Annotated in this window: 9 protein-coding genes; 5 read left to right on the top strand and 4 right to left on the bottom strand. The window is 45.5% G+C overall.

All coding sequences use genetic code 11. The features are described from left to right. Positions 1-101: 101 nt before the first annotated feature. Together dnaB and alr are read left to right on the top strand one after the other, a co-directional pair. Positions 102-1,481, top strand: coding sequence for a replicative DNA helicase (gene dnaB / locus MHN30_RS05710; protein ID WP_039494088.1), 1,380 nt, complete (start codon positions 102-104; stop codon positions 1,479-1,481). A gap of 19 nt (positions 1,482-1,500) precedes the next feature. Further along, positions 1,501-2,583 (top strand): alanine racemase, encoded by a 1,083-nt coding sequence (alr, locus tag MHN30_RS05705; RefSeq protein WP_045987983.1) that lies wholly within the window; start codon positions 1,501-1,503, stop codon positions 2,581-2,583. Between the two features lie 4 nt (positions 2,584-2,587). Here the strand turns inward: alr and MHN30_RS05700 are convergent, their stop codons facing one another. The 4 genes from MHN30_RS05700 to MHN30_RS05685 all read right to left on the bottom strand — a co-directional run bounded on the left by MHN30_RS05700 (position 2,588) and on the right by MHN30_RS05685 (position 6,617). Continuing rightward, positions 2,588-3,019, bottom strand: coding sequence for a secondary thiamine-phosphate synthase enzyme YjbQ (locus tag MHN30_RS05700; RefSeq protein WP_239358892.1), 432 nt, complete (start codon positions 3,017-3,019; stop codon positions 2,588-2,590). 23 nt (positions 3,020-3,042) lie between these two features. Then, complete coding sequence (locus MHN30_RS05695; RefSeq protein WP_010607100.1) at positions 3,043-3,513, bottom strand: chemotaxis protein CheX; 471 nt, start codon at positions 3,511-3,513, stop codon at positions 3,043-3,045. Between the two features lie 80 nt (positions 3,514-3,593). Continuing rightward, positions 3,594-4,028 (bottom strand): zinc uptake transcriptional repressor Zur, encoded by a 435-nt coding sequence (zur, locus tag MHN30_RS05690; protein WP_039494096.1) that lies wholly within the window; start codon positions 4,026-4,028, stop codon positions 3,594-3,596. A 126-nt stretch (positions 4,029-4,154) separates the two neighbouring features. Continuing rightward, positions 4,155-6,617 carry an EAL domain-containing protein gene (locus tag MHN30_RS05685; protein WP_239358890.1) on the bottom strand — a complete coding sequence of 821 codons (2,463 nt, stop codon included), beginning with the start codon at positions 6,615-6,617 and terminating at the stop codon, positions 4,155-4,157. 310 nt (positions 6,618-6,927) lie between these two features. Here MHN30_RS05685 and ggt point away from each other — a divergent pair, with 310 nt between their 5' ends. The 3 genes from ggt to MHN30_RS05670 all read left to right on the top strand — a co-directional run bounded on the left by ggt (position 6,928) and on the right by MHN30_RS05670 (position 21,400). Further along, complete coding sequence (gene ggt, locus MHN30_RS05680; RefSeq protein WP_239358888.1) at positions 6,928-8,622, top strand: gamma-glutamyltransferase; 1,695 nt, start codon at positions 6,928-6,930, stop codon at positions 8,620-8,622. A 112-nt stretch (positions 8,623-8,734) separates the two neighbouring features. Then, positions 8,735-10,750 carry an amidohydrolase family protein gene (locus MHN30_RS05675; protein WP_130164921.1) on the top strand — a complete coding sequence of 672 codons (2,016 nt, stop codon included), beginning with the start codon at positions 8,735-8,737 and terminating at the stop codon, positions 10,748-10,750. A gap of 723 nt (positions 10,751-11,473) precedes the next feature. Then, a complete protein-coding gene (locus MHN30_RS05670) occupies positions 11,474-21,400 on the top strand; it encodes a non-ribosomal peptide synthetase/type I polyketide synthase (protein WP_239358886.1) in 9,927 nt (3,308 codons plus the stop codon). Positions 21,401-21,408 lie beyond the last annotated feature (8 nt).

The raw sequence follows: 21,408 nt of genomic DNA, 5'->3' as shown, positions 1-21,408 counted from the left end.
AACAAAAGGCCAGAGTTTCCCCCAAACTCTGGCCTTTTGTTATTTGCACTTATGGGTAGACCAGATACAATAGAGGGCCTTCAATTTCTCAATGTTGTGATATGGCTAAACCAGATATACAAGTCGATACCTTAAAAGTTCCACCGCACTCAATTGAAGCTGAGCAATCTGTGCTCGGTGGCTTGATGCTAGATAATGAAGCCTTCGACCGTGTTGCGGAATTGGTGGTGTCTCATGACTTTTATACCAGAACCCATAAGCTGATTTTTGAAGCAATGGAAAAGCTGGTAGAGCTTAGTCAACCTATCGACTTAATCACGATTTCTGAGAATCTAGAAAAGAACAACCAGTTAGAAATCATAGGCGGTTTCTCCTATCTTGCTGAGATTGCTAAAAACACGCCAAGTGCTGCAAATATTGATGCATACGCGAGTATCGTACGTGAGCGTGCGGTTGTTCGCGAAATGATTGGTGTGGCGAATGAAATAGCAGAGGCTGGCTTTAATCCTGAGGGACGAGATAGCCATGAGCTGTTAGATTTAGCTGAGAGCAAGGTATTTAAGATTGCTGAGCAGCGCACTAAAAGCACTGAAGGTCCGCAAAGTATTCACAGCATCCTAGAGAAAACCGTTGATAAAATTGAAGAACTTTACCAATCTCCACAAGATGGTGTTACTGGGGTAAGTACAGGCTACGGCGATTTAGACAAGATGACGGCAGGACTGCAGCCTTCTGATTTGATCATTGTTGCAGCGCGTCCGTCGATGGGTAAAACCACATTTGCGATGAACTTGGCTGAGCATGCCGCGATGACGCAAGATAAGCCAGTACTGATCTACTCGCTAGAGATGCCCTCAGAACAGATCATGATGAGGATGCTCGCCTCACTCGGCCGTATCAACCAAACCAAGGTACGTACCGGTCAATTAGATGATGACGATTGGGCACGTTTGTCATCCACCATGGGCTTACTGATGGAAAAGGGCAAGATGTACATAGATGATGCATCTGGTCTTACGCCAACGGATGTTCGTTCACGCGCGAGACGAATTGCACGCGATCATGGTGGGATCAGCATGATCATGGTGGACTACTTGCAGCTCATGCGCGTACCGAGCCTTTCGGACAACCGTACGCTTGAAATTGCTGAAATTTCTCGCTCATTAAAGGCGCTAGCCAAAGAGCTGCAGTGTCCAGTTATCGCGCTTTCTCAGCTTAACCGTACGCTAGAACAACGTGCAGATAAACGCCCAGTAAACTCCGACTTACGTGAATCAGGCTCTATCGAGCAGGATGCCGACTTAATCATGTTTATTTATCGTGATGAAGTTTACAACGACGATAGCCCAGACAAAGGCACGGCCGAAATCATCATAGGTAAGCAACGTAACGGTCCGATCGGTAAGGTTAGGTTAACCTTCCAAGGTCAATACTCTCGATTCGATAACTATGCGGGTCCAGCAATGGACGACGAATATTAACTGTCAATTGAGTAGTGAAATGCGACTAGCGAGTGCTGAAATCGATTTAACCGCGCTGAGAGAAAACCTACAGCTAACGCAAAAACTGGCGCCAAAAAGTAAGATTATGGCGGTACTTAAGGCCAATGCTTATGGTCATGGTTTGGTTAAAATAGCTCAGCATTTGCAAGATGCGGATGCATTCGCTGTGGCGAGAGTTGATGAAGCGCTCGCGCTTAGAACAGGTGGCATCACTAAACCAATTGTCTTGTTAGAAGGTTTTTTTCACCCTTCTGATTTACCTATTCTACTTGCCAATAATCTGCAAACTATAGTGCATGACATTTCTCAGCTTGAAGCGATTGAGCGTGCTAATTTAGATGCACCGCTTACTGTGTGGCTAAAAGTAGATACCGGTATGCATCGTCTCGGCGTTGAGCCTGAAGAGTTTGAAGCATTCTATGCCCGCCTTAAGCGCTCAAAAAATGTTGCTGATAAAATCCACTTAATGACACACTTTGCTTGTGCCGATGATATCAAAGACAATAAAACCGAAGTACAGCAAGTACTATTTAAGTCGTTAGTTGGCCAAAGTCACGCACCATTGTGTTTGGCAAACTCCGCGGGGATCATAGGTTGGCCAGAATCTCATGGCGACTGGATCCGTCCGGGCCTAATGCTTTATGGCGTTTCACCTATGCTTGCGCGTGTTGGCCAGCAACACGGTTTAAAGCCAGTCATGCGCTTGACCACTAAAGTTATTGCCATCAAGCGGGTGAGAGCGCATCAAGCGGTGGGATATGGCGGACGTTGGCAATGTGAACAGGATACCTATCTTGCCGTTATTGGTGTTGGCTATGGAGACGGTTATCCCAGACACGCCAAAATTGGCACTCCAGTGGTTATTGGTAACCAGCGTTATGGCATAGTCGGCACCGTGTCTATGGATATGATCAGTGTGAATATTGGTGATAATCCTAATGGCATTCAAGTTGGTGATGAAGTAGAAATGTGGGGACCAAACCTGCCCGTAGAAGAAATAGCGCAATGTGCAGATACTATTCCATATGAGCTGCTGTGTAACGTCACCCCAAGAGTAAGCTACGAATACATCGAAGGCTAAGCGCTTAGCCTTTTCTGTCACCTTGAAGCGTTGCGATAACGCGTCTGGCACCGCCATGGTCACGATGCTCACCGAGATAAATGCCTTGCCAAGTACCTAAATGTAAGCGGCCCTCAGAAATGGGAATGGTTACTTCACATCCTAAAGTGCTGGATTTGATATGTGCCGGCATATCGTCATCGCCCTCATAGTCATGTCGGTAGTAGCTTTGCCTCTGTGGTACAAAATGATTAAAGTGGCTTTCCATATCCATGCGTACCGTTGGGTCGGCATTTTCGTTAATTGTTAGGCTGGCGGAGGTGTGTTGTATAAACAGGTGCAGCAGCCCTAAACGATAGTCATGTAATTCTGGAAGCTGAGAGATAATCTCGTCGTCTACCAAGTGAAAGCCTCGTTTTCGAGGCTTCAAGGTAATTTGTTTTTGAGTCCAACTCATAAAGTAACGTGTGCTTTTAACTATTAGGCGAGTTTGTCGAAGCTGACTTCAATATTGGCATTACCGTCAGGAGAGGTGAACGGCATAATAAGTTTAGGGCCATCACATTTATGGGTGATGGTATGGCCAGGGCCTGAAACGACAACCGGTGTTGCCATATCAAACTCGTAGCCTTTTTCGCCGAGCAGGTTTTTAGCACCGCCAGTGACCATGTTGGTGATTTCACCAACCATATCAGTGACGTCTTCATTTATGGAATCTGGGCGTTCACCAAGCATACGCTCCATAATGGTTAGCGCTAAGTTCTCTTCAAAGGTGATCGAAAATGACCCTTTCGTCTGTGGACCAACCATGCCAATCAGACCCGATACATCACCTTGTGCGACTTCGTCTTTCTTCACTTTTGGCTTACCCGGCGTCAATTCTGTTTGCGCCATTGTAGCCAATACATTGATTAGAGATGATAAAAAGGGGTTGATGAACTCTACATTCATATGGACTTTCCCTTACGCATTTTTAATAAATTAGTGTCGCTCTTAGTGATAAGTGTAGTGGGCTTTTTTGCTCACTGCACTTAATCTTTACATTTTTCGCAACGGCCATGAGCCTCGATGGTTTGCTCTGTAACCACAAATCCAGTCTCAGCAGCTAGGTTGTTCAGTTCATGCGAAATCGTGTTTGAGTGTAACTCTTGAACGTTACCGCAACTATCACAGATCAGTAACTGCACTGGATGTGTGTGGTCGAAGTGGTGGCAAAGCATAAACGCATTTGTACTTTCAATTTTATGGATAAAACCCAACTCAGAAAGAAAGTCTAAGGCACGATATACGGTAGCGGGTTTTGCAGCCGCTTCCGTCAACTTGAGCTCTTCAAGTAAGTCGTATGCGCCAACGCCACCTTGTTTAGAGGCGAGTAGTCTAAATACTTTTTCTCTAATTGGAGTAAATCGTGCACCACGGTTGTCACATACTTGCTTGGCTTTGCTAACTAGTAACTCTATATTCATGATTCAAAATCCTTACACTGCCTTGCAATACTAACATATTATTTTTATTAGTCTTGTGTTTACCCTGATTTATTATCTCAAGTGTATATTCGGGCGCGATGTTGCTTTTACACTTTGTTTTTCTTGCTAAGAAGAGCGCTTAACTGGTTCGATCTTAGTATGGTAAAAGGATTCAAACTGTGCAGCAGAAAGCGGCTTGCTGATCAGATATCCTTGACCAAAATCACATTCCAGCTGCTGCAATAAACGCAATTGCTCCAGCGTCTCCACGCCTTCGGCGACTACCTTCATCGATAAATTATGCGCCATGGCAATAATGGTTTTAACTAACGCTTTAGACTCGTGAGTGGCGAGCATATCGCTGATAAAACTGCGGTCGATTTTGAGTAAATCGAAGGGGTAATGACGGAGGTAATTCAGTGACGAATAGCCCGTACCAAAATCATCCAAAGATAATTTAAACCCTAACTGATGTAATTGGGTTAAGGTCTGTTTTACCTGTGCCTGTCCTGAGATCAATACGCCTTCTGTGATCTCCAACTCGATAAAGCGATTGGCAATCGGGATGTCTTTTACTAATAGCTCTATCTGTTTCAATAGGTTAGGATCTTTAAACTGCCTAGGTGATAAATTGATTGCGATACGGATGTCGGAGTCTAAGTGTTGCTGCCATTGGTGTGCTTGGTTAATAGCAGTTGAGAGTACAAACAATCCGATGTCGATGATCAAACCGCTTTGTTCTGCGACGGGAATGAACTCCGCAGGAGAGACATTACCCAGTGTTTTACTGTGCCAGCGGAGTAAAGCTTCCGCGCCAAATACATCACTGTCTTCAATATAAAATTGAGGTTGGTAAAACACTTCTAACTCGTTTTCATTCAGTGCTACGCGCAGTGCTTCCTCAATTTCAATGCGTCGAGATAACTGTTGACTCATCTTTTGATTAAATAGACAGTAGTTGTTGCGACCATTACTTTTGGCATTGTACATCGCGGTATCAGCGCAGCTAAGTAATTCTTGGGGGGAGTTCGCGTCTAAAGGATAGATAGCAACGCCTATACTGACTGAAATATTAAAATCTTTATCGTCGACAATAATGGGATGGTGAAAAAGTTTGATGAGCATATCGGCAACAGAGGTAATGTCTGCAGTGTGCTTAAACCCTCCCATCAACACAATAAACTCATCACCACTAAGCCGTGACACGGTATCTTGCTCACGTAGCGATTGCTTGAGCCTTTCTCCTGAAGCGATGAGAATTTGATCCCCCGTTTCGTGACCGAGTGAATCATTGATCCTTTTAAAATCATCTAAATCAATAAAAAACACTACCGCAAGCTCATCGTTGCGTTCGGCATCAAACAGTTGCTGTGCTAGCCGCTCCATCGCTAAAAAGCGATTTGGTAAATCGGTCAATGAATCATAAAAAGCGTGATGTAAAATGACTTCTTCTTGACGTTTTTTCTCGGTGATATCGCGCACTGCGATTACTAGTTGATCTGTTCCTGGAATAGGAGATAACCGAGCTTCGAATAGCTTCGCTTGATCAGCAATTGTCAGTGGATATTCTATTTGGGTTAATTGGTGGCGCTGATTGGCAGACTTGATGGCTTGGCTAAATTGTTTAGCTGCGTGGGAGGGCAGTACCTCCGCCATTTTCTTGTTGATAAACTGCTCTGGCGACATATACAAGTCGTCTGATTTTCCGGTATGGCATTCTAAGATGGTACCGTCCGTATTGATTATAAAGAAAATATCCGGTAAAGCCTCAAAAACACTATTAATAAGAGCGTGACGGCGCTGTAATTCCTGAGTGCTTTGTAATTGTTGTTGCCAGTTTTTCTCTAACGTTTGTGCCATGACATTGAATTGCTTAGCAAGGACTCCAAGCTCGCCATGTCCCACGATGTCGGCTCTACTGCTCAAAGACTTTGTGGATAATGCATCGCCTACTTGGATCAGTCTTTTGATTGGTTTATGAATGAAGTAATGGGTAAAGCTTAGTAGCGCAATAATGATGAGTATCAAAAACACCGCTAAAATACTCGCCTTCGTTATCAATTGTTGCTTTAACGAAAGAAAAACGGTGCTTACGTCATAAATAGCAACCAGCCTAACTACATCAGCGGACTCAGCGACGGGCACTTTCGGTGAAATGGGAATGGCTGCGAGAAAGTGCTGCTGATTAGGGTCAAATGTTACAGTGAGATCAAGTGTGCGTAGTGTTGCTGTCGCTTGCGCCTGACTGATAACTTGATTAAATACTTGTAGTCCAATCGCCGAGTGTTGGGTCTCGTTGATGAGCGTTTCTCCTTGAATAAGGAAGAGTGCTTTATATTTACTGTCAGAATAATAATCCTCGAGAGTCAGGCTAACTTGATTATTGTTGCCTTCCACAAACTCAGTAAAAAGATGTTTACCTAAATGAGTTAAATTTTGTCTTAGTTTGGTCTCATAGCTTTCGAGCAGCATGTCTCGTTGGCTAACATATGAAATGGAGATGATAAGAGACGAGATCACCAAGCCACAGAGTACCGTGCCCCAAGTCAGCGTTTGTTTTAAATTTATAGAAATAACCCGATTACTCATAAATAACCAATTCAATTACCCCGATCCCGATTAGGGTTTTCATTTCAATGCCATTACCCAGGCTGTGGTTCTTGCTCTTACGCGTTTACTTTTTTCTGCAGAGTGATCCATCACTAGTGTAGTCCAGCTGCAAAAACCTGTATCAAATTTGGGCGAATATTCTCGTGGTAGAGCGAGTGCTATGGCAATGGATTGTTGAGTTTTCGCATTAGGTCCAATCTCGTTTTCTTTCGCTTTGACCGCAAATGAATTGCTGTAAGCAATTTGGCTTTTTATATTGGTTAAAAAGAAAACAACAAAAGAGAAAATAATGAATAAGGTAGTTAAATGCACGCTGGTTAGTATGCTTTGTGCATCAGTAAGCTCAGCGGCTCTCGCTTATGACAGGATCACCGGAAAAGCTTTTGCTAGCCGCTCTGAAGTGATTGCAACTCAGGGCATGGCGGCAACTTCTCAACCACTGGCAACCCAAGTCGCAATAGAGGTATTGAAGCAAGGCGGAAGCGCCATAGATGCTGCAATTGCAGCCAATGCCATGCTTGGCTTAGTGGAGCCTACAGGTTGCGGTATTGGTGGCGACTTATTTGCGATTGTGTGGGACGCGAAGCAACAAAAGTTATTTGGTCTCAATGCTTCTGGGCGCTCACCAAAAAGCCTTTCGCTAGCAAAATTACAGCAGCAAGGCGATACAATTCCAAGCTATGGGCCGCTTCCCGTTTCTGTACCTGGTGCGGTCGATGGTTGGTTTGAACTGCACAACAAATTTGGCAAACTGCCAATGAAACAGTTACTTCAGCCCAGTATCGACTACGCTAGAAGCGGCTTTCCAGTTTCTGAGTTGATTGCTTATTATATGCAGCGCTCGGTGTCGGCCCGTGAGCAATATTCCGGATTTAAAGAAGTGTTTATGCCAGAGGGGGAAATGCCTAAAAAAGGAGAGATATTTAAGAATCCGGCACTCGCTAATACCTATGAGTTACTTGCAGAAAAAGGCCGCGATGCCTTTTATAAAGGCGAAATTGCTAAAGAAATTGACCGTTACATGAAAGCCAATAGTGGATACTTAAGTTACCAAGACTTGGCTGAGCACCACAGTGAGTGGGTTGACCCCGTAAGTGCTGATTATCGCGGCTACACGTTATGGGAACTACCTCCTAATGGTCAGGGCATTGCCGCCCAGCAAATTCTCAATATTTTAGAGGGCTATGATATCAAGACAATGGGATTCGACAGCCCAGAGTATATTCACACCTTTGTTGAAGCAAAAAAACTTGCCTTTGCAGATAGGGCAAAATACTACGCCGATCCAGACTTTAATGAGATACCCGTCGCGACGCTTATTTCGCAAGCATACGCTGACGAAAGGCGTGCATTGATTGATCCAAATAAAGCAGCTAAACGCGATCATGCAGGGCCTGTAGAAGGGGATACCATTTATCTCACGACAGCCGATAAAGAAGGGAATATGGTGTCGCTGATCCAAAGTAATTTCCGTGGTATGGGCTCGGGTATGACGCCAGCTAAGCTTGGCTTTGTCTTGCAAAATAGAGGCGAGCTATTTGCGTTAGATAAAAATCATTACAACGGTTATGCGCCGGGAAAAAGACCTTTTCACACCATTATTCCAGCCTTTGTCACAAAAGATGGTAAACCATGGATGAGTTATGGCGTGATGGGAGGCGCGACTCAACCGCAAATGCATGCGCAGATCCTCATTAACATGATTGATTTTGGTATGAATCTACAAGAAGCGGGCGATGCGCCTCGAATTTTGCATAGTGGTTCATCGCAACCAACCGGTGAAATCATGACTGATGGAGGGTATGTTAGTCTCGAGTCTGGTTTTTCCATGGAAACCCGTAGAGAGCTGATAAAAAAGGGTCACAAATTACAAGAAGCAGTTGGTCCCTATGGCGGTTATCAAGCGATTATGCGAGATGGTAAAACTGGAGCGTACTATGGTGCATCTGAAACAAGGAAAGATGGCCAAGCAGCAGGTTACTAAAAGCCTGATTGAGTGGTGAAATCAACACGAATTGTAACAGTTAAAGCGCTTCGCTTTTTGTTATCTTGATGTAATATCATTGTTGTTAAACGGAAATTTAAGGAACAAGAACATGACAAAAATAATAACAAAGCGAAGTGCCTTGTCGACACTCGTTGCGGCGCTTTTAACTACCCAAAGTTGGGTGGTATTTGCTGACACCATTACCAATAATGTTTACTCAGAAAAGGGCTTAGCAGGCACACTAACCCAAGAAAAAATCGACGAGCAAAACTATAAAGCCAAAATTGAGTTTGGCTGGAACAATCGTCGGATCTTAATTGATGAAACCTTAAAGTTGAATGAAAAAGGACTACCCATCAATTTTAGTCTTAAAGGACGTTCTGCTTTTGGCTCCACAATTGACGAAACGTTTAGCTATAACAGAGGCATTGCGCAGTGGAAAAGTGTCAATGAATCAGGCATTAAGGCTGATGCGACACTCGATTTCTACGTACCGTCTAATAACCACCTTGCACTAGATAACGCGACGATGCGTTATGTTCTAAAAAATAATAAATACGAATTAGATGTTTACCCTCAAGGTAAAATGCTTATCGAAAAAATGAAAACGATGAAGTTAGGGGAGCAAACCGTTCATCTATTAGTAACGAGTGGCCTTAGTCTTACTCCTAATTTTGCATGGTATGACGACGATGGTAACTACTTCGCACAAAGTTGGGGGCCAATGTATGTCTTGCGCGACGGCTACACCAAAGCACAGTTCGAAGAACTTGAGGCTATCCAAAAACAAGCCGAACAGCAGCATTTAGAAAACCTCGCAAGCAAGCTGACACATGATGTCCCTGTATTACTGATTGAAAATGTTGCCGTCTTTGATGGTGAGCAGAAAAAACTGCTGAAAAACCATGATGTGTTGATTAAAAGTGGCAAGATTGTAGAAATCGCTAAACATATTAAAAAACAAAATGGCGTGGTTAGCCTTGATGGAAAAGGGAAAACCTTGATCCCAGGGCTTTGGGATATGCACGGTCATTTATCAAAAGAGAACGGTATTTTAAATATTGCGAACGGTGTTACCAGCGTTAGGGACATGGGTAACGAGCACGACAATATTATGGAAATTGAAGCGCTCTTTAACACCAATCAGGTGCTGGGCTCTCGAGTGTACCGTGCTGGCTTTATGGATAAATACAGCGAAAACTCAGCGGGCTTAAGTGTGAAGTCATTGGAAGAAGCACTCGAGACGGTCGATTTCTTTGCCGATAATGGCTATGTTCAAGTAAAGCTATATTCTTCTATCGATCCGAATTGGGTAAAGCCTATTTCTGAACGTGCGCACAGTCGTGGATTGAGACTTAGCGGTCACGTGCCTGCGTTTATGACGGCAGAGCAAGCCATTGCAAATGGCTATGATGAGATTCAGCACATTAATATGCTGTTCCTTAATTTCCTTGCTGGTGAAGAAGTGGATACCAGAACACAAAAACGGTTTTCACTGATGGGAGAGCAAGCTTCAGGCTTATCACTTGATAGTCCAGAGATGAATGCATTCATCAAGCTACTAAGTGATAAGCGCATTGTTGTGGATCCTACTGTATCTACCTTCAGAAGTTTATTGATGGCAGAAGATCAAAAGATCAATCCGGAATTTGCTGCTATTTCAGAGCATATGCCAATTGCATTCGCTCGTGGTTTAAAAGGGGCTGAGATGCATGTTGATGAACAGTTTAAGCTGAGCTACCAAGAGTCGGGTGAAGCAATGCAAAAAATGCTGAAAAAGCTCTATGATGCTGGTGTTCCAATGGTACCTGGAACGGATAATATTGCAGGCTTTACCTTGATCCGTGAGCTGGCGCTTTACGTTGATGCGGGCATTCCAGCGGCTGATGTGCTGAATATGGCAACGCTAGAAAGCGCCAAATTGATGGGCGTTGCACATCAAACCGGTTCAATTGCCAAGGGTAAAGTGGCAGATCTAGTATTGATAGACGGCGATCCACTTAAGGACATTACGGCACTGCAAAAAGCGACATTGGTGATCAAAGGTGAGCAAGCGTTTAAGCCTGCTGAAATTTACCAAGCGATTGGAGTGAAGCCGTTCACTACCTCGCCTTCGCTAAAGTAATATTAAGTACATTACAAAAGTAATAGTTTGATGCTGTAAGACCAGTGTAAATAAATATAAAACTTGCACTGGTTTTATTTTCGTTACCTCGATATCAGACTAAATTGTATTTCTGAGTTTTACCAAAAGTGTTTCTAAAACAGAGGTTTGTTCAATAAGTAAACAAATCGTTCTGACTTTCCTGTTACTACCTAATAAAAAATTCCTAAAAACGGTTCGGTGTAATCTTGTGTAATGGATAAATTTACTTTTTTGTTAATAAAGCGGTTTATTTATCAGTTTCTTGTGCTAGCCTTTTTCAGTACAGATCATGAGTCGTTGATGTAAAGCCACACAAGTTGTGTGTGATTTACCAGCTTCAGTATGGTCTTTTTTATAACTCTATTTGAGACTTTGATGTCGTCACCCTCGCGTACAAGGATGGTAAAAAAGTTGCCATATTCAAGCGTTAAAGTGACAGTGAGTGATTACAGCAATGTTGTATATATGCTGCAAGCAAATAGCAAAAGGTGCTGTTGATTAACTTGGCTCGCGGTTTTAGCGGTTAGTTAACCTTTATAGATATACCCTACAAACGTTTTCCTACTTAAGTGGGTACTGTGTTTGTTGCGGTTAAGTAATTGATTGGTTTTTTACAACGTTACTGATGGTTAACTGTCGCAAGCCAAATTGATACTGCTCGCGCTGTTGCCAAAGGAATCCCAACCAAGTTATGGGGATGGCATGAATACAAATATTGTTACTATACTCGCGGGTTTAGCGCGTACTCGATCTCAAGATATTGCCTATCAGTATTTTTACGATGAGGCATTACCAAGTAAAACCATTTCCTACCAAGAACTGCATGAGCGTGCAGCCTCTATTGCTGAGACATTGAGTGAATATTTTGAACCGGGTGACAGAGCATTATTACTGTACAACTCTGGATTTGAATTTATTGAAGCTTTTTTTGCTTGTTTATACGCAGGGATAATTGCGGTACCGGTTTATCCCCCTAAAAAGAATCAAAATGTTGATCGTCTGCGTGCCATCATCGAAGACGCAGGTGCCAAAGGTGCGCTTACCAGTGAAAAGATCAATGAAATCGCCAAGCCATTGCTTGATTCTGAGCCAAGTCTAGCGCAGTTAGCACTATTTACTACCGATAACATTGCACTTAAATCGACCACTCAACAGTGGCCTCGTGCACAACTCCTTGGTGAGCAACTGGCATTTTTGCAATATACCTCAGGCTCGACGGGCACACCTAAAGGCGTAATGGTAACCCACGACAATATTCTTGATAATCAGGCGCTAATGAAAGAAGCGTTTGGTCACGATAGCAACTCTTCGATTGTAAGTTGGTTGCCTCATTTCCATGATATGGGACTGATTTTTGGCATTATGCACCCAATCTACATCGGTGCGACAGCGGCACTGATGAATCCGGCTTATTTCCTGCAAAAACCACTACGTTGGCTAAAACTGCTTTCACAAACCAAAGCATTAACGTCAAGTGCGCCAAACTTTGCCTATGACTTGTGTGTGGACACCGTCAAAGATGAAGATCTTAAAGACTTAGATTTGTCTCATTGGCGCTCGGCATTAAATGGCGCAGAACCAGTGCGTGCCAGCACATTAGAGCGTTTTTATCAAAAGTTTAAAGTGTGTGGCTTACAAAGAGAGAGTATCGCACCTTGTTACGGCATGGCAGAAACCACCTTATTTGCATCTGGTGGACGTCTTCTAGAACAGCCAAGGATATTACGTATTGATGCGACCAAGCTACAGCAGGGTAAAGCCGAACGAGTCGCAGATGAAGATACAGTAGATACGTTTTATGCGTTAGATGTGGCTGATGAACAGCAGCCTTATTACGCCGTATCTTCTGGCGTGAGTTGGGGCGAGCATTGTATTGCGATTGTTAATCCTGAGTCTTTTGAAGCCTGCAATGATGGTGAAACCGGAGAAATTTGGGTAACTGGCCCAAGTGTAGCAAAGGGGTATTGGAATAACCAAGCGGCAACCGAGGCTACGTTTCATGCCAGAATTAAAGGTGTTGACGAGCGGGCTTATCTGCGTACCGGTGATTTAGGCTTTATCCAGCGTGGGGAATTGTTCGTTACAGGACGCGCCAAAGACGTGCTTATCTTCCGTGGTAAAAACTACTACCCGCAAGATATAGAACTTACGGTTACAGAAGCAAGCGATAGCTTAGAGCAAAATGGCGGTGCGGCGTTTTCGGTAGCTTCCAATGGCGATGAAGAGCGTTTGGTTATCGTGCAACAAGTAAAGCGTACTGCGCTAAGAAAGTTAAATGCTGAGCAGGTATTACAGCAGATCACCGCTGCGATCGTTGAGCACCACGGCATTACGCCTTATGACATCGTATTGATAAAACCCGGTCGCATTCATAAAACATCGAGCGGTAAAATTCAGCGCCAAGAGAATAAGCGCAGTTATTTAGCCGATAACTTTGAAGTCATTGCGCGCGCCCGTGAAGAAGCTACGCGACAACAAGCTGAGGCGCCATCGTCCTCGTCGTCACTACAGCAAATTCAGCGGTTATTACAAGATTTAGTCGCACAAGAAATAGATAAGCCCGCGCGTAGTTTGGATATCGACGCGCCATTCTTGGCATTAGGTGTGGATTCGATGAAAGCGGTACGGATCTCAGGGGAATTAATGGAAGTACACGAGCTAGATCTTGAGCCTACGGTACTTTACGAATATCCCTCAATTCGCGAACTAGCCCAGTATCTAAGTCAGTTTAGTACGCTTACTCAAGCTCTAGGGCAGACAGAGCTTAACGAGTCGAAAGGCGCCACTGAGCAAGCGAATAAGACGCAAGCCTCTCGCCGAACTGAAGATATTGCGGATACAGATATTGCCGTGATTGGCATGGCTTGTCGTTATCCTTCAGCAAATGGACTCGATGCATTTTGGCAGCTGTTATGCCAGCAGGGCGATGGGATCACTACGCCAGATCCTAAGCGTCAGCAGCTTTGCCTTAACCTTGAAGCTGACCGACTCGGTGGCTATTTAGAGAATGTCGATGAGTTTGACGCTGCATTATTCGGTATCTCGCCACTCGAAGCTAAGCATATCGACCCACAGCATAGATTATTGCTTCAAACGGCTTATCACGCCATACAGCACGCTGGCTACCAACCCGCCACGCTCGCTGGTAGCGATATTGGCGTGTATGTTGGTATATCGCAAAATGACTACTTTTTATTGTCGCAACAACAGCAAAAAAGTACCGCGTATTTAGGCACGGGCACTGCGCTGAGCATTGCTGCAAACCGCATTTCTTATAGTTTTAATTTTACCGGCCCAAGTGTGGCAATTGATACGGCGTGCTCGTCATCGCTGGTGGCGCTTCATCATGCAATTCAAGCTCTAAGAAATGGAGAAACAAACGCGGCATTGGTGGCGGGCGTTAATCTAATTCTGAGCGATGATGTGACTAAGGCCTGTGAAAACGCACAAATGTTGGCAGCTGACGGCCATTGTAAAACCTTTTCACAGGCAGCGGATGGCTATGTGCGAAGTGAAGGTGTTGGGGTGGTGATGTTAAAGCCGCTACAACAAGCCATGACAGACAACGACCCGATTGTTGGTGTACTCAAAGGCAGTGCAATTAATCAAGACGGCCGCAGCAATGGCATTACCGCGCCGAATAGTGCCGCGCAACAGGCTGTGATCAATGCAGCCCTTGGTAATGCCAAGATGCTGGCGGGAGATATTCACTATGTGGAAACCCATGGTACGGGTACGGAGCTTGGCGATCCTATCGAGATCACAGCATTAAACCGCACGTATGGAGAACACCATAGTCGTCATGATCCGGTTATTCTCGGTGCGGTAAAAGCGAATATTGGTCACCTTGAGTCCGGTGCGGGTATTGCTGGGCTTATCAAAACGCTACTGTGTTTACAGCATGGGCAAATTCCTGCGCAGCGTTATAGTGAGGTGTTAAATCCACATATTCCATGGCAAAAGCTCCCGTTTATGGTGCCGCAAAACATGCAGACATGGCCTGCAGAACATGGGGGAATAAGAGCCGCTGGATTAAGCTCCTTTGGTTTTGGTGGTACTAATGCGCATGTGATCTGCGCACAAGCGCCTGCGCCTAAACCCGACACGCAAGCTGAAGTAACACCGCCTTCGTTTTATCTATTGCCTCTCGCTGCTAAATCTAAAGCTGCATTGCAGCAACTTGCTGGTCACTATAGTGAACGATTGTCGAGTTTGACTCCTCAAGCATTTGATGACTTCTGCGCACAAAATGCCGAGCAAGTGCCGCTTAAAGGTGTGCATAAAACGTTTAGTGGTGTGAGTAGAGAAGCACTGATTTCGCAACTGATTAGTCCCATTATTGTTGAACAATCTTCGGCAAATGCTGCTCCAGAAGTTGCGTTTTTGTTCACCGGACAAGGTTCGCAATACCCCTTGATGGCTCACGCTTTATACCAACACCACGCAGTGTTTCGCAGTCACTTAGATGAAATTGACAGCCTGATTGGCGAGCGCTTTGGAGCACGCCTGTTGGATGTGTTATTCGATGAAAAGCATAGCGAACTACTGGCACAAACCCGTTGGACGCAAGTGAGCTTGTTTGCCGTTGAATACAGTGTGGCAAACTTATTGATGCATTATGGAGTAAAGCCATCTCAGCTGCTCAGTCATAGCGTTGGTGAGTATGCAGCGGCTTGTATTGCGGGTGTGTTCTCGCTTCGTGATGGCGTTGAGTTGATTGCAGCGCGTGGTCAACTAATGCATGAATTAGCGATAAAAGGCAGCATGATCGCCGCAAGATGTGATGAAATAACCGCACAGAGTTGCTTGAGCGAGTATCAAGGGCAAGTGGTTATCTCAGCCTTCCATGGTGAGGCTGGGGTGGTATTCTCCGGTGCTGATGAAGCAATCACTGCCCTCAGTGACGTACTTGCAGAACAGCAAATTAAAGTAAAAGCGCTGCATACTGCAAACGCTTTCCATTCTCCACTGATGAACCCCATGCTAGACGCCTTTAGGGAAGTCGCTGAACAGGTTAGATTTCAACAGCCTCGGCTGCCTTTTGTTTCGTCCATGACGGGACAAGTAGAGACCGCACGCATTGCAACAGCTGAGTATTGGGTTGAGCAAATTATGGCACCGGTTCGCTTTGTTGACTGTGTAACTGCGCTGGAGTCACTAGAGCATGGCTTAGCGATTGAGCTTGGTCCTAAACCAATTTTGAGTGGCTTACTACAAGAAAATAGCAATAACAAAGCGCTCAATTATGCCCATGTATTGCACCCCAAAGGCGAAGACAGCAAGAGGTTCACCGAGTGTTTAGGCACATACCTCGACTTAGGCGGGGCGCTCGAATGGCAACAGGTGTATGGCAGTCGCCCGAGCGCTAGAGTGAGCTTGCCGCAATATCCCTTTGATTGCAGCTCATACTGGATTTTTGGTACTGAACAATCACAGCCCGAAGCTCTGACTGTGGTGGATACAAGTGACCGTGATGCTCAGATCCGCAGCTTTGTGCTCAATACCCTAGCGGGACTCTTGTCGATGCCCGCTGATGCTATCCAAACCAACCTTCCGTTGTTAGAAATGGGGGTTGATTCGTTGATGATCATGCAGGCCGTTAGAGTATATGAGCGGGAATTCGGTTTAGAGTTTAGTGTTCGTCAATTTTATCAAGAGCTCAGCGATGTCGATAAGTTAGTGGCCTATATTCAAAGCCATAGTGAATATCTCAAAGTGCCGCAAAGTCCTCAACAAGCTGGCAGTTTGCCATCACCTGTATCGGTAACGACTGATACGCCAAAAGGTAGTGCAGTAGAGGCTGACAACCACACGCTTGTCGCTATCTATCAGGCGCAATTGCAGGCGGCAAGCACAGTGACTAACGCTGAAGCGAGAGCCGCGTTAGAAGCTGTGGTGGGACAGCAGTTACGCCATATACAGGGCGTGAAAGTTGAAAGCAGTGCTGTCACCTCGATAGCAACCTTGGTATCAAAACCCCAGCCAAGCAGCGCCCAATCTGTATTACCAGGCGCACAGAAAAAACAAGTGCAGCGTGCCAATAGCAGCCCAGCCATACGCCAACATCTTGCTGCATTGAGTGATGCTTACATTGCGAAAACGCACAGTTCAAAAGCGCTAGTGAGCGAATATCGCGGACGCCTTGCGGATTGCCGAGCATCGGCAGGTTTTAGACTGTCGAGCAAAGAGCTACTTTATCCGGTGTTCTCTAAGCGCTGTGAGGGCGCATATATCTGGGATATCGACGACAATCGCTATATTGATATCACTATGGACTTTGGTACTAACTTATTTGGTCATAATCCTGACTTTATCAAAGCAGCACTGGCGCAACAGCTTGAAGCCGGGATGCAACTTGGACTTGCAAGTCCTGATGCGCCTGAGGTTGCTGCACTTATCTGTGAGCTGACTGGGCTTGAGCGGGCATCGTTTTGTAACTCTGGTACAGAGGCGGTCATGACGGCGCTACGCTTGGCAAGAACGGTGACCAAACGCGATAAAATTGTTCAGTTCTCAGGCGCGTACCATGGTCACTATGATGGTACTTTGGCAACTGAGTCGCCAGAGCAAGGCGTAGAGGCAATGTGTGCTGGAGTGCGTTATGGCGCAATCGCCGATAATCTCGTTTTACCTTATGGTGATGATGAGGCCCTAGAGGTTATTACCCGAGAGGCACAACATATTGCCGCGGTGATTGTTGAGCCGGTACAAAGCCGTCACCCTGAAAATCAGCCTTGGGCGTTTTTACGAAAACTACGTACGCTCACTGAAGCACATGGTATTGCCCTTATTTTTGACGAAATGATCACTGGCTTTAGAGCACATCCCGGTGGTGTTCAAGGCTTGATAGGGGTTAAGGCCGATATGGCAACCTATGGCAAAATCGTCGGTGGTGGTATGCCTATCGGTGTGGTCGCAGGGGCCGCTACCTATCTTGATGCCATTGACGGAGGAAATTGGCAATACGGAGATGATTCCTACCCTTTGACCGATACTACCTTCTTTGCCGGGACTTTCTGCAAACATCCAATGACCATGGCGAGCGCCAAAGCGGTGTTGCAAGCTATTAAGTCGCAAGGTCCAGCGTTACAACAAGGGATCAACGACAAAACCGCGGCATTTAAAGCACATCTCAATGGGTTTTTTGAAACCCATGACGTCCCCATTCGAATAGAAGCGTTTGCCTCATTATTCCGTTTTCGCTTTTCGCAAAATCTTGATGTGTTCTTTTATGAAATGCTAGAGCGCGGTGTATTTATTTGGGAAGGACGAAACTGCTTTTTCAGCGCCGCCCATACAGATGAAGACATTGCAGCGGTGATAAACGCAGTTGAAGCTAGTGTACTTAGCTTAAAACGTGCGGGTTATTTTGGTGAAGTGAGCCCAAGTGATGACGATGCTGCATTTCCACTTAGTCATAGCCAGCAGCAGCTATTAGCGATGGCGTTGACCTCAAGCGAAGGGGCGAGTGCATATCAATTACAAGCGATATTAAAGCTCTCAGGTAAGCTCGATTTAGCGCGGCTGAAGCAAGCCGTTACTACGGTCTGCCGCGACTTCCCAATCTTGCGTTTTGGTGTCGATAGTGACCGCTTAATGCAATATTGCCGAGTGGAACAAGCCGAGCTGCATGTTGAATCATGGAGCGAAGAAGACCAAGCAGCATTACACGCGCGGCTATCCGCACTGCGTTATCAACCGTTTGATTTTGCAAAAGACCCACTTTGTAGAGTGACGTTATTGAGTGATGGCAAAGCGCAGCACTATCTAAGTGTTGTGGCCCATCATGTGATCTGCGATGGGCTTTCACTACAAATGGTGCTAGCAGCAATCGCTGAGCGCTACAATCAAGATGCAAAACAAAATGAAGTGGCAAGCCGAGCTGTTTCCTTTAGTCACTACATTGATAGTTTGCGGGCATATTCGCATTCACCGGAAGCTGCAAAAAACCAAGCTTTTTGGCACCAGTGCTTAGCGAGTTCAACACCACTTGAGCTGCCAAAATCAACGACGGTGAGCGTGGCTTCATACCAAGTTAATCAGCTCACATTACCCATTTCATCAAGTGCAATCCGAAATACTGAGACCCTTGCTCAATCTTTGCGTTGTGGGCAATTTGCGACAATGCTTGCACTGTATTGCTTGTGGCTACACAAGTTAAGCGGCCAGACTGTGATAAGTGTAGGAGTGCCGGTATCAGACAGGCAACGACTGGCATCGCAGTTTGAGCCTGAGTTACTCGACCAAACGTTACTGGGCTATTGCACCAATATCTTGCCCATTGTGGTTGATATAGCAGGCCTTAGCACTATCGGTGAGCTGGTACAGCGGGTGCAAAACACCTTACTTGATGCCTTTGATCACCAAACCCATCCGTATGCAAGCCTTGCCAATGATCAACTAATTCTACCTAGCACTTTGTTTAATCTAGATAAAGTAACGACTTTGCCGAGCTTTAATGGGCTAGAAGTTGAAGTGCAGCCAAGTGTAGCTAAATTTGGCCAATTTGAACTGACGACAAATATGACCTGTGTTGCGGGGCAGTGGTCACTGTTAGTGGAATATCACACGGCGAAATTTGATACTGAATTAATGACCCAGTATGTGGCTAAGTTTGTCCATTTGCTGTCGCAGGTTCAAGGCAACACACCGATAGGGGCTCAAAATGAGTTGATACAAAGTAGTGATGATGTGTATCGATTGGTTGAGTTACCGCTACAGCAAGAGAAATCGGTTAAGGTCGCGACGAGTTTTGTTGAAACTTGGCAGCACAATGTGTCGCGTTGCAGTGCACGTACGGCACTGGTAACGGATGATGTGAGTCTCAGTTATGAGGCGCTAGATGCGCGTGTTAACCAGCTCGCTCACTACTTGATGAAGCAGCAGGTAACGCCCAATAGTATCGTGGCGGTGGCATTACCACGCCGGGCGGAGCTGTTGGTAGCACTTATGGCGGTGATGAAAGCTGGTGCGGCATTTTTACCGCTTGATTTAACGTTCCCCGATGAGCGCATCGCGCACATTTTGCATGATGCCAAAGCGAGTGTTGTGCTGTGTGATGCCAGCAGTGCAGAGTCTGCGTTATTCAATCATGGTCGTTTCAAGCGAGTCTGTATGGATAGCGATGCCGAAGACATTGCCAAAAGTTCGACTCGCAGCCCAAGCTTGCTAATTCAAGCTCAGCAGCGTGCTTACGTGATTTATACATCTGGTTCCACGGGGTTACCCAAGGGCGTTGAAGTTAGTCACGGGGCATTTGCTAATCTGCTTGCGTCTATGTGTCGTGAGCCGGGGCTGGTGACAGATGACCGCTTATTGGCCATTACCACAGTGGCATTTGATATTGCCTTGCTAGAGTTGTTTGGGCCGTTACTCGTTGGTGCGTCGGTGGTGCTGGCAAGTGATGAAAGTATTAGCGATCCTGCTGTGCTTGGCGAGCTTATTGAACAGCAGCAGATCACGGTGATGCAGGCAACACCAACGCTATGGCAACTCGTGTTAAGTGCGGCGCCAGCATGCACTTCTGGCATAAAAGTATGGAGTGGCGGTGAGTCTTTACCTCAGGCACTGGCCGCGCAGTTACTTAGTCACAGCAAAGCGGTTTATAACTTATACGGGCCAACCGAAACCACGATTTGGTCGGCGGTGGCACATATCGACAATGCCGCAGAGGTAACCATTGGTAAAGCGATACAAAATACTAGCTTATTTGTGCTCCCAACCGAGTGCCATGGTGAAGGGCTGCCTTTACCCGACGGAGTATGGGGCGAGTTATACATTGGTGGCAGTGGTGTTGCTATGGGTTATTTACATCAAGCGGAGCTGACCGAGCAGCGTTTTATCAATCATCAATTTACAGCTTCCATTAGCTGCCGCTTATACAAGACGGGAGACAAAGCGAGGCGTTTAGCTGATGGCCGCTTTGAAGTAAAAGGACGCTTAGATAATCAAATTAAACTCCATGGTCATCGTATAGAGCTTGGCGATATTAGCCATCATTTGGGGCGGATACTCAATACTAGTGAAGTCGATGTTTGCGTGCAAACACTAGAAACTGGCCCATGTCTGTGTGGTTATATGATTGATGATGGTGAGCTATCAACCGAGTGGTCTTCGCCTCGGCTGCGCCAAGCGCTCGGTGAATGGTTACCAAGTTATATGGTGCCTGAGCATTTTGTTTGGTTAAGTCAATGGCCGATGACACCAAATGGTAAGCGCGACCGAAAAGCACTACCAATGCCTGCTGCCGAGCAAGTATCAGAAATATGCACGTTGGCTCCTCGCACTGAAACAGAAAAGCAGCTGCACCAGCACTATATCTCGCTACTCCCTGTTGAGCAGTTGGGCGTCACAGCACGTTTTGTGGATAGCGGCGGCAATTCGGTGATTGGTATGCAGTTGGTATCGAGACTCAACCGAGCTTTCAATATTAAATTGACCATTGGCGACATCTTTGAGCACGCCTGTATTGCAGAGCTTGCTGAGTGTATAGAAGCGCTAAAACAAGCTCATGATGCTATTTCGGTGGAGGTGCAAACTCCAAATGTAGAGAAAGTCAGTGATATTGTAAGCGATCGAGATTTGAGTGCTGCGCTAAGTGATAAATCTATGACGGAGATGGACTTGTAATGATGGAA

Source organism: Pseudoalteromonas sp. OF7H-1 (genome assembly GCF_022347825.1).
GTDB classification, from domain to species: Bacteria; Pseudomonadota; Gammaproteobacteria; order Enterobacterales; family Alteromonadaceae; genus Pseudoalteromonas; species Pseudoalteromonas maricaloris.
Note: the sequence above shows the minus strand (reverse complement) of the source record. Positions and strands in the feature narration are given on the sequence as shown.

Bases quoted from the DNA above. Each gene is read 5' to 3' on its own strand.
- dnaB (WP_039494088.1), top strand. From the start codon at position 102: ATGGCTAAACCAGATATACAAGTCGATACCTTAAAAGTTCCACCGCAC.
- alr (WP_045987983.1), top strand. From the start codon at position 1,501: ATGCGACTAGCGAGTGCTGAAATCGATTTAACCGCGCTGAGAGAAAAC.
- MHN30_RS05700 (WP_239358892.1), bottom strand. From the start codon at position 3,019: ATGAGTTGGACTCAAAAACAAATTACCTTGAAGCCTCGAAAACGAGGC.
- MHN30_RS05695 (WP_010607100.1), bottom strand. From the start codon at position 3,513: ATGAATGTAGAGTTCATCAACCCCTTTTTATCATCTCTAATCAATGTA.
- zur (WP_039494096.1), bottom strand. From the start codon at position 4,028: ATGAATATAGAGTTACTAGTTAGCAAAGCCAAGCAAGTATGTGACAAC.
- MHN30_RS05685 (WP_239358890.1), bottom strand. From the start codon at position 6,617: ATGAGTAATCGGGTTATTTCTATAAATTTAAAACAAACGCTGACTTGG.
- ggt (WP_239358888.1), top strand. From the start codon at position 6,928: ATGAATAAGGTAGTTAAATGCACGCTGGTTAGTATGCTTTGTGCATCA.
- MHN30_RS05675 (WP_130164921.1), top strand. From the start codon at position 8,735: ATGACAAAAATAATAACAAAGCGAAGTGCCTTGTCGACACTCGTTGCG.
- MHN30_RS05670 (WP_239358886.1), top strand. From the start codon at position 11,474: ATGAATACAAATATTGTTACTATACTCGCGGGTTTAGCGCGTACTCGA.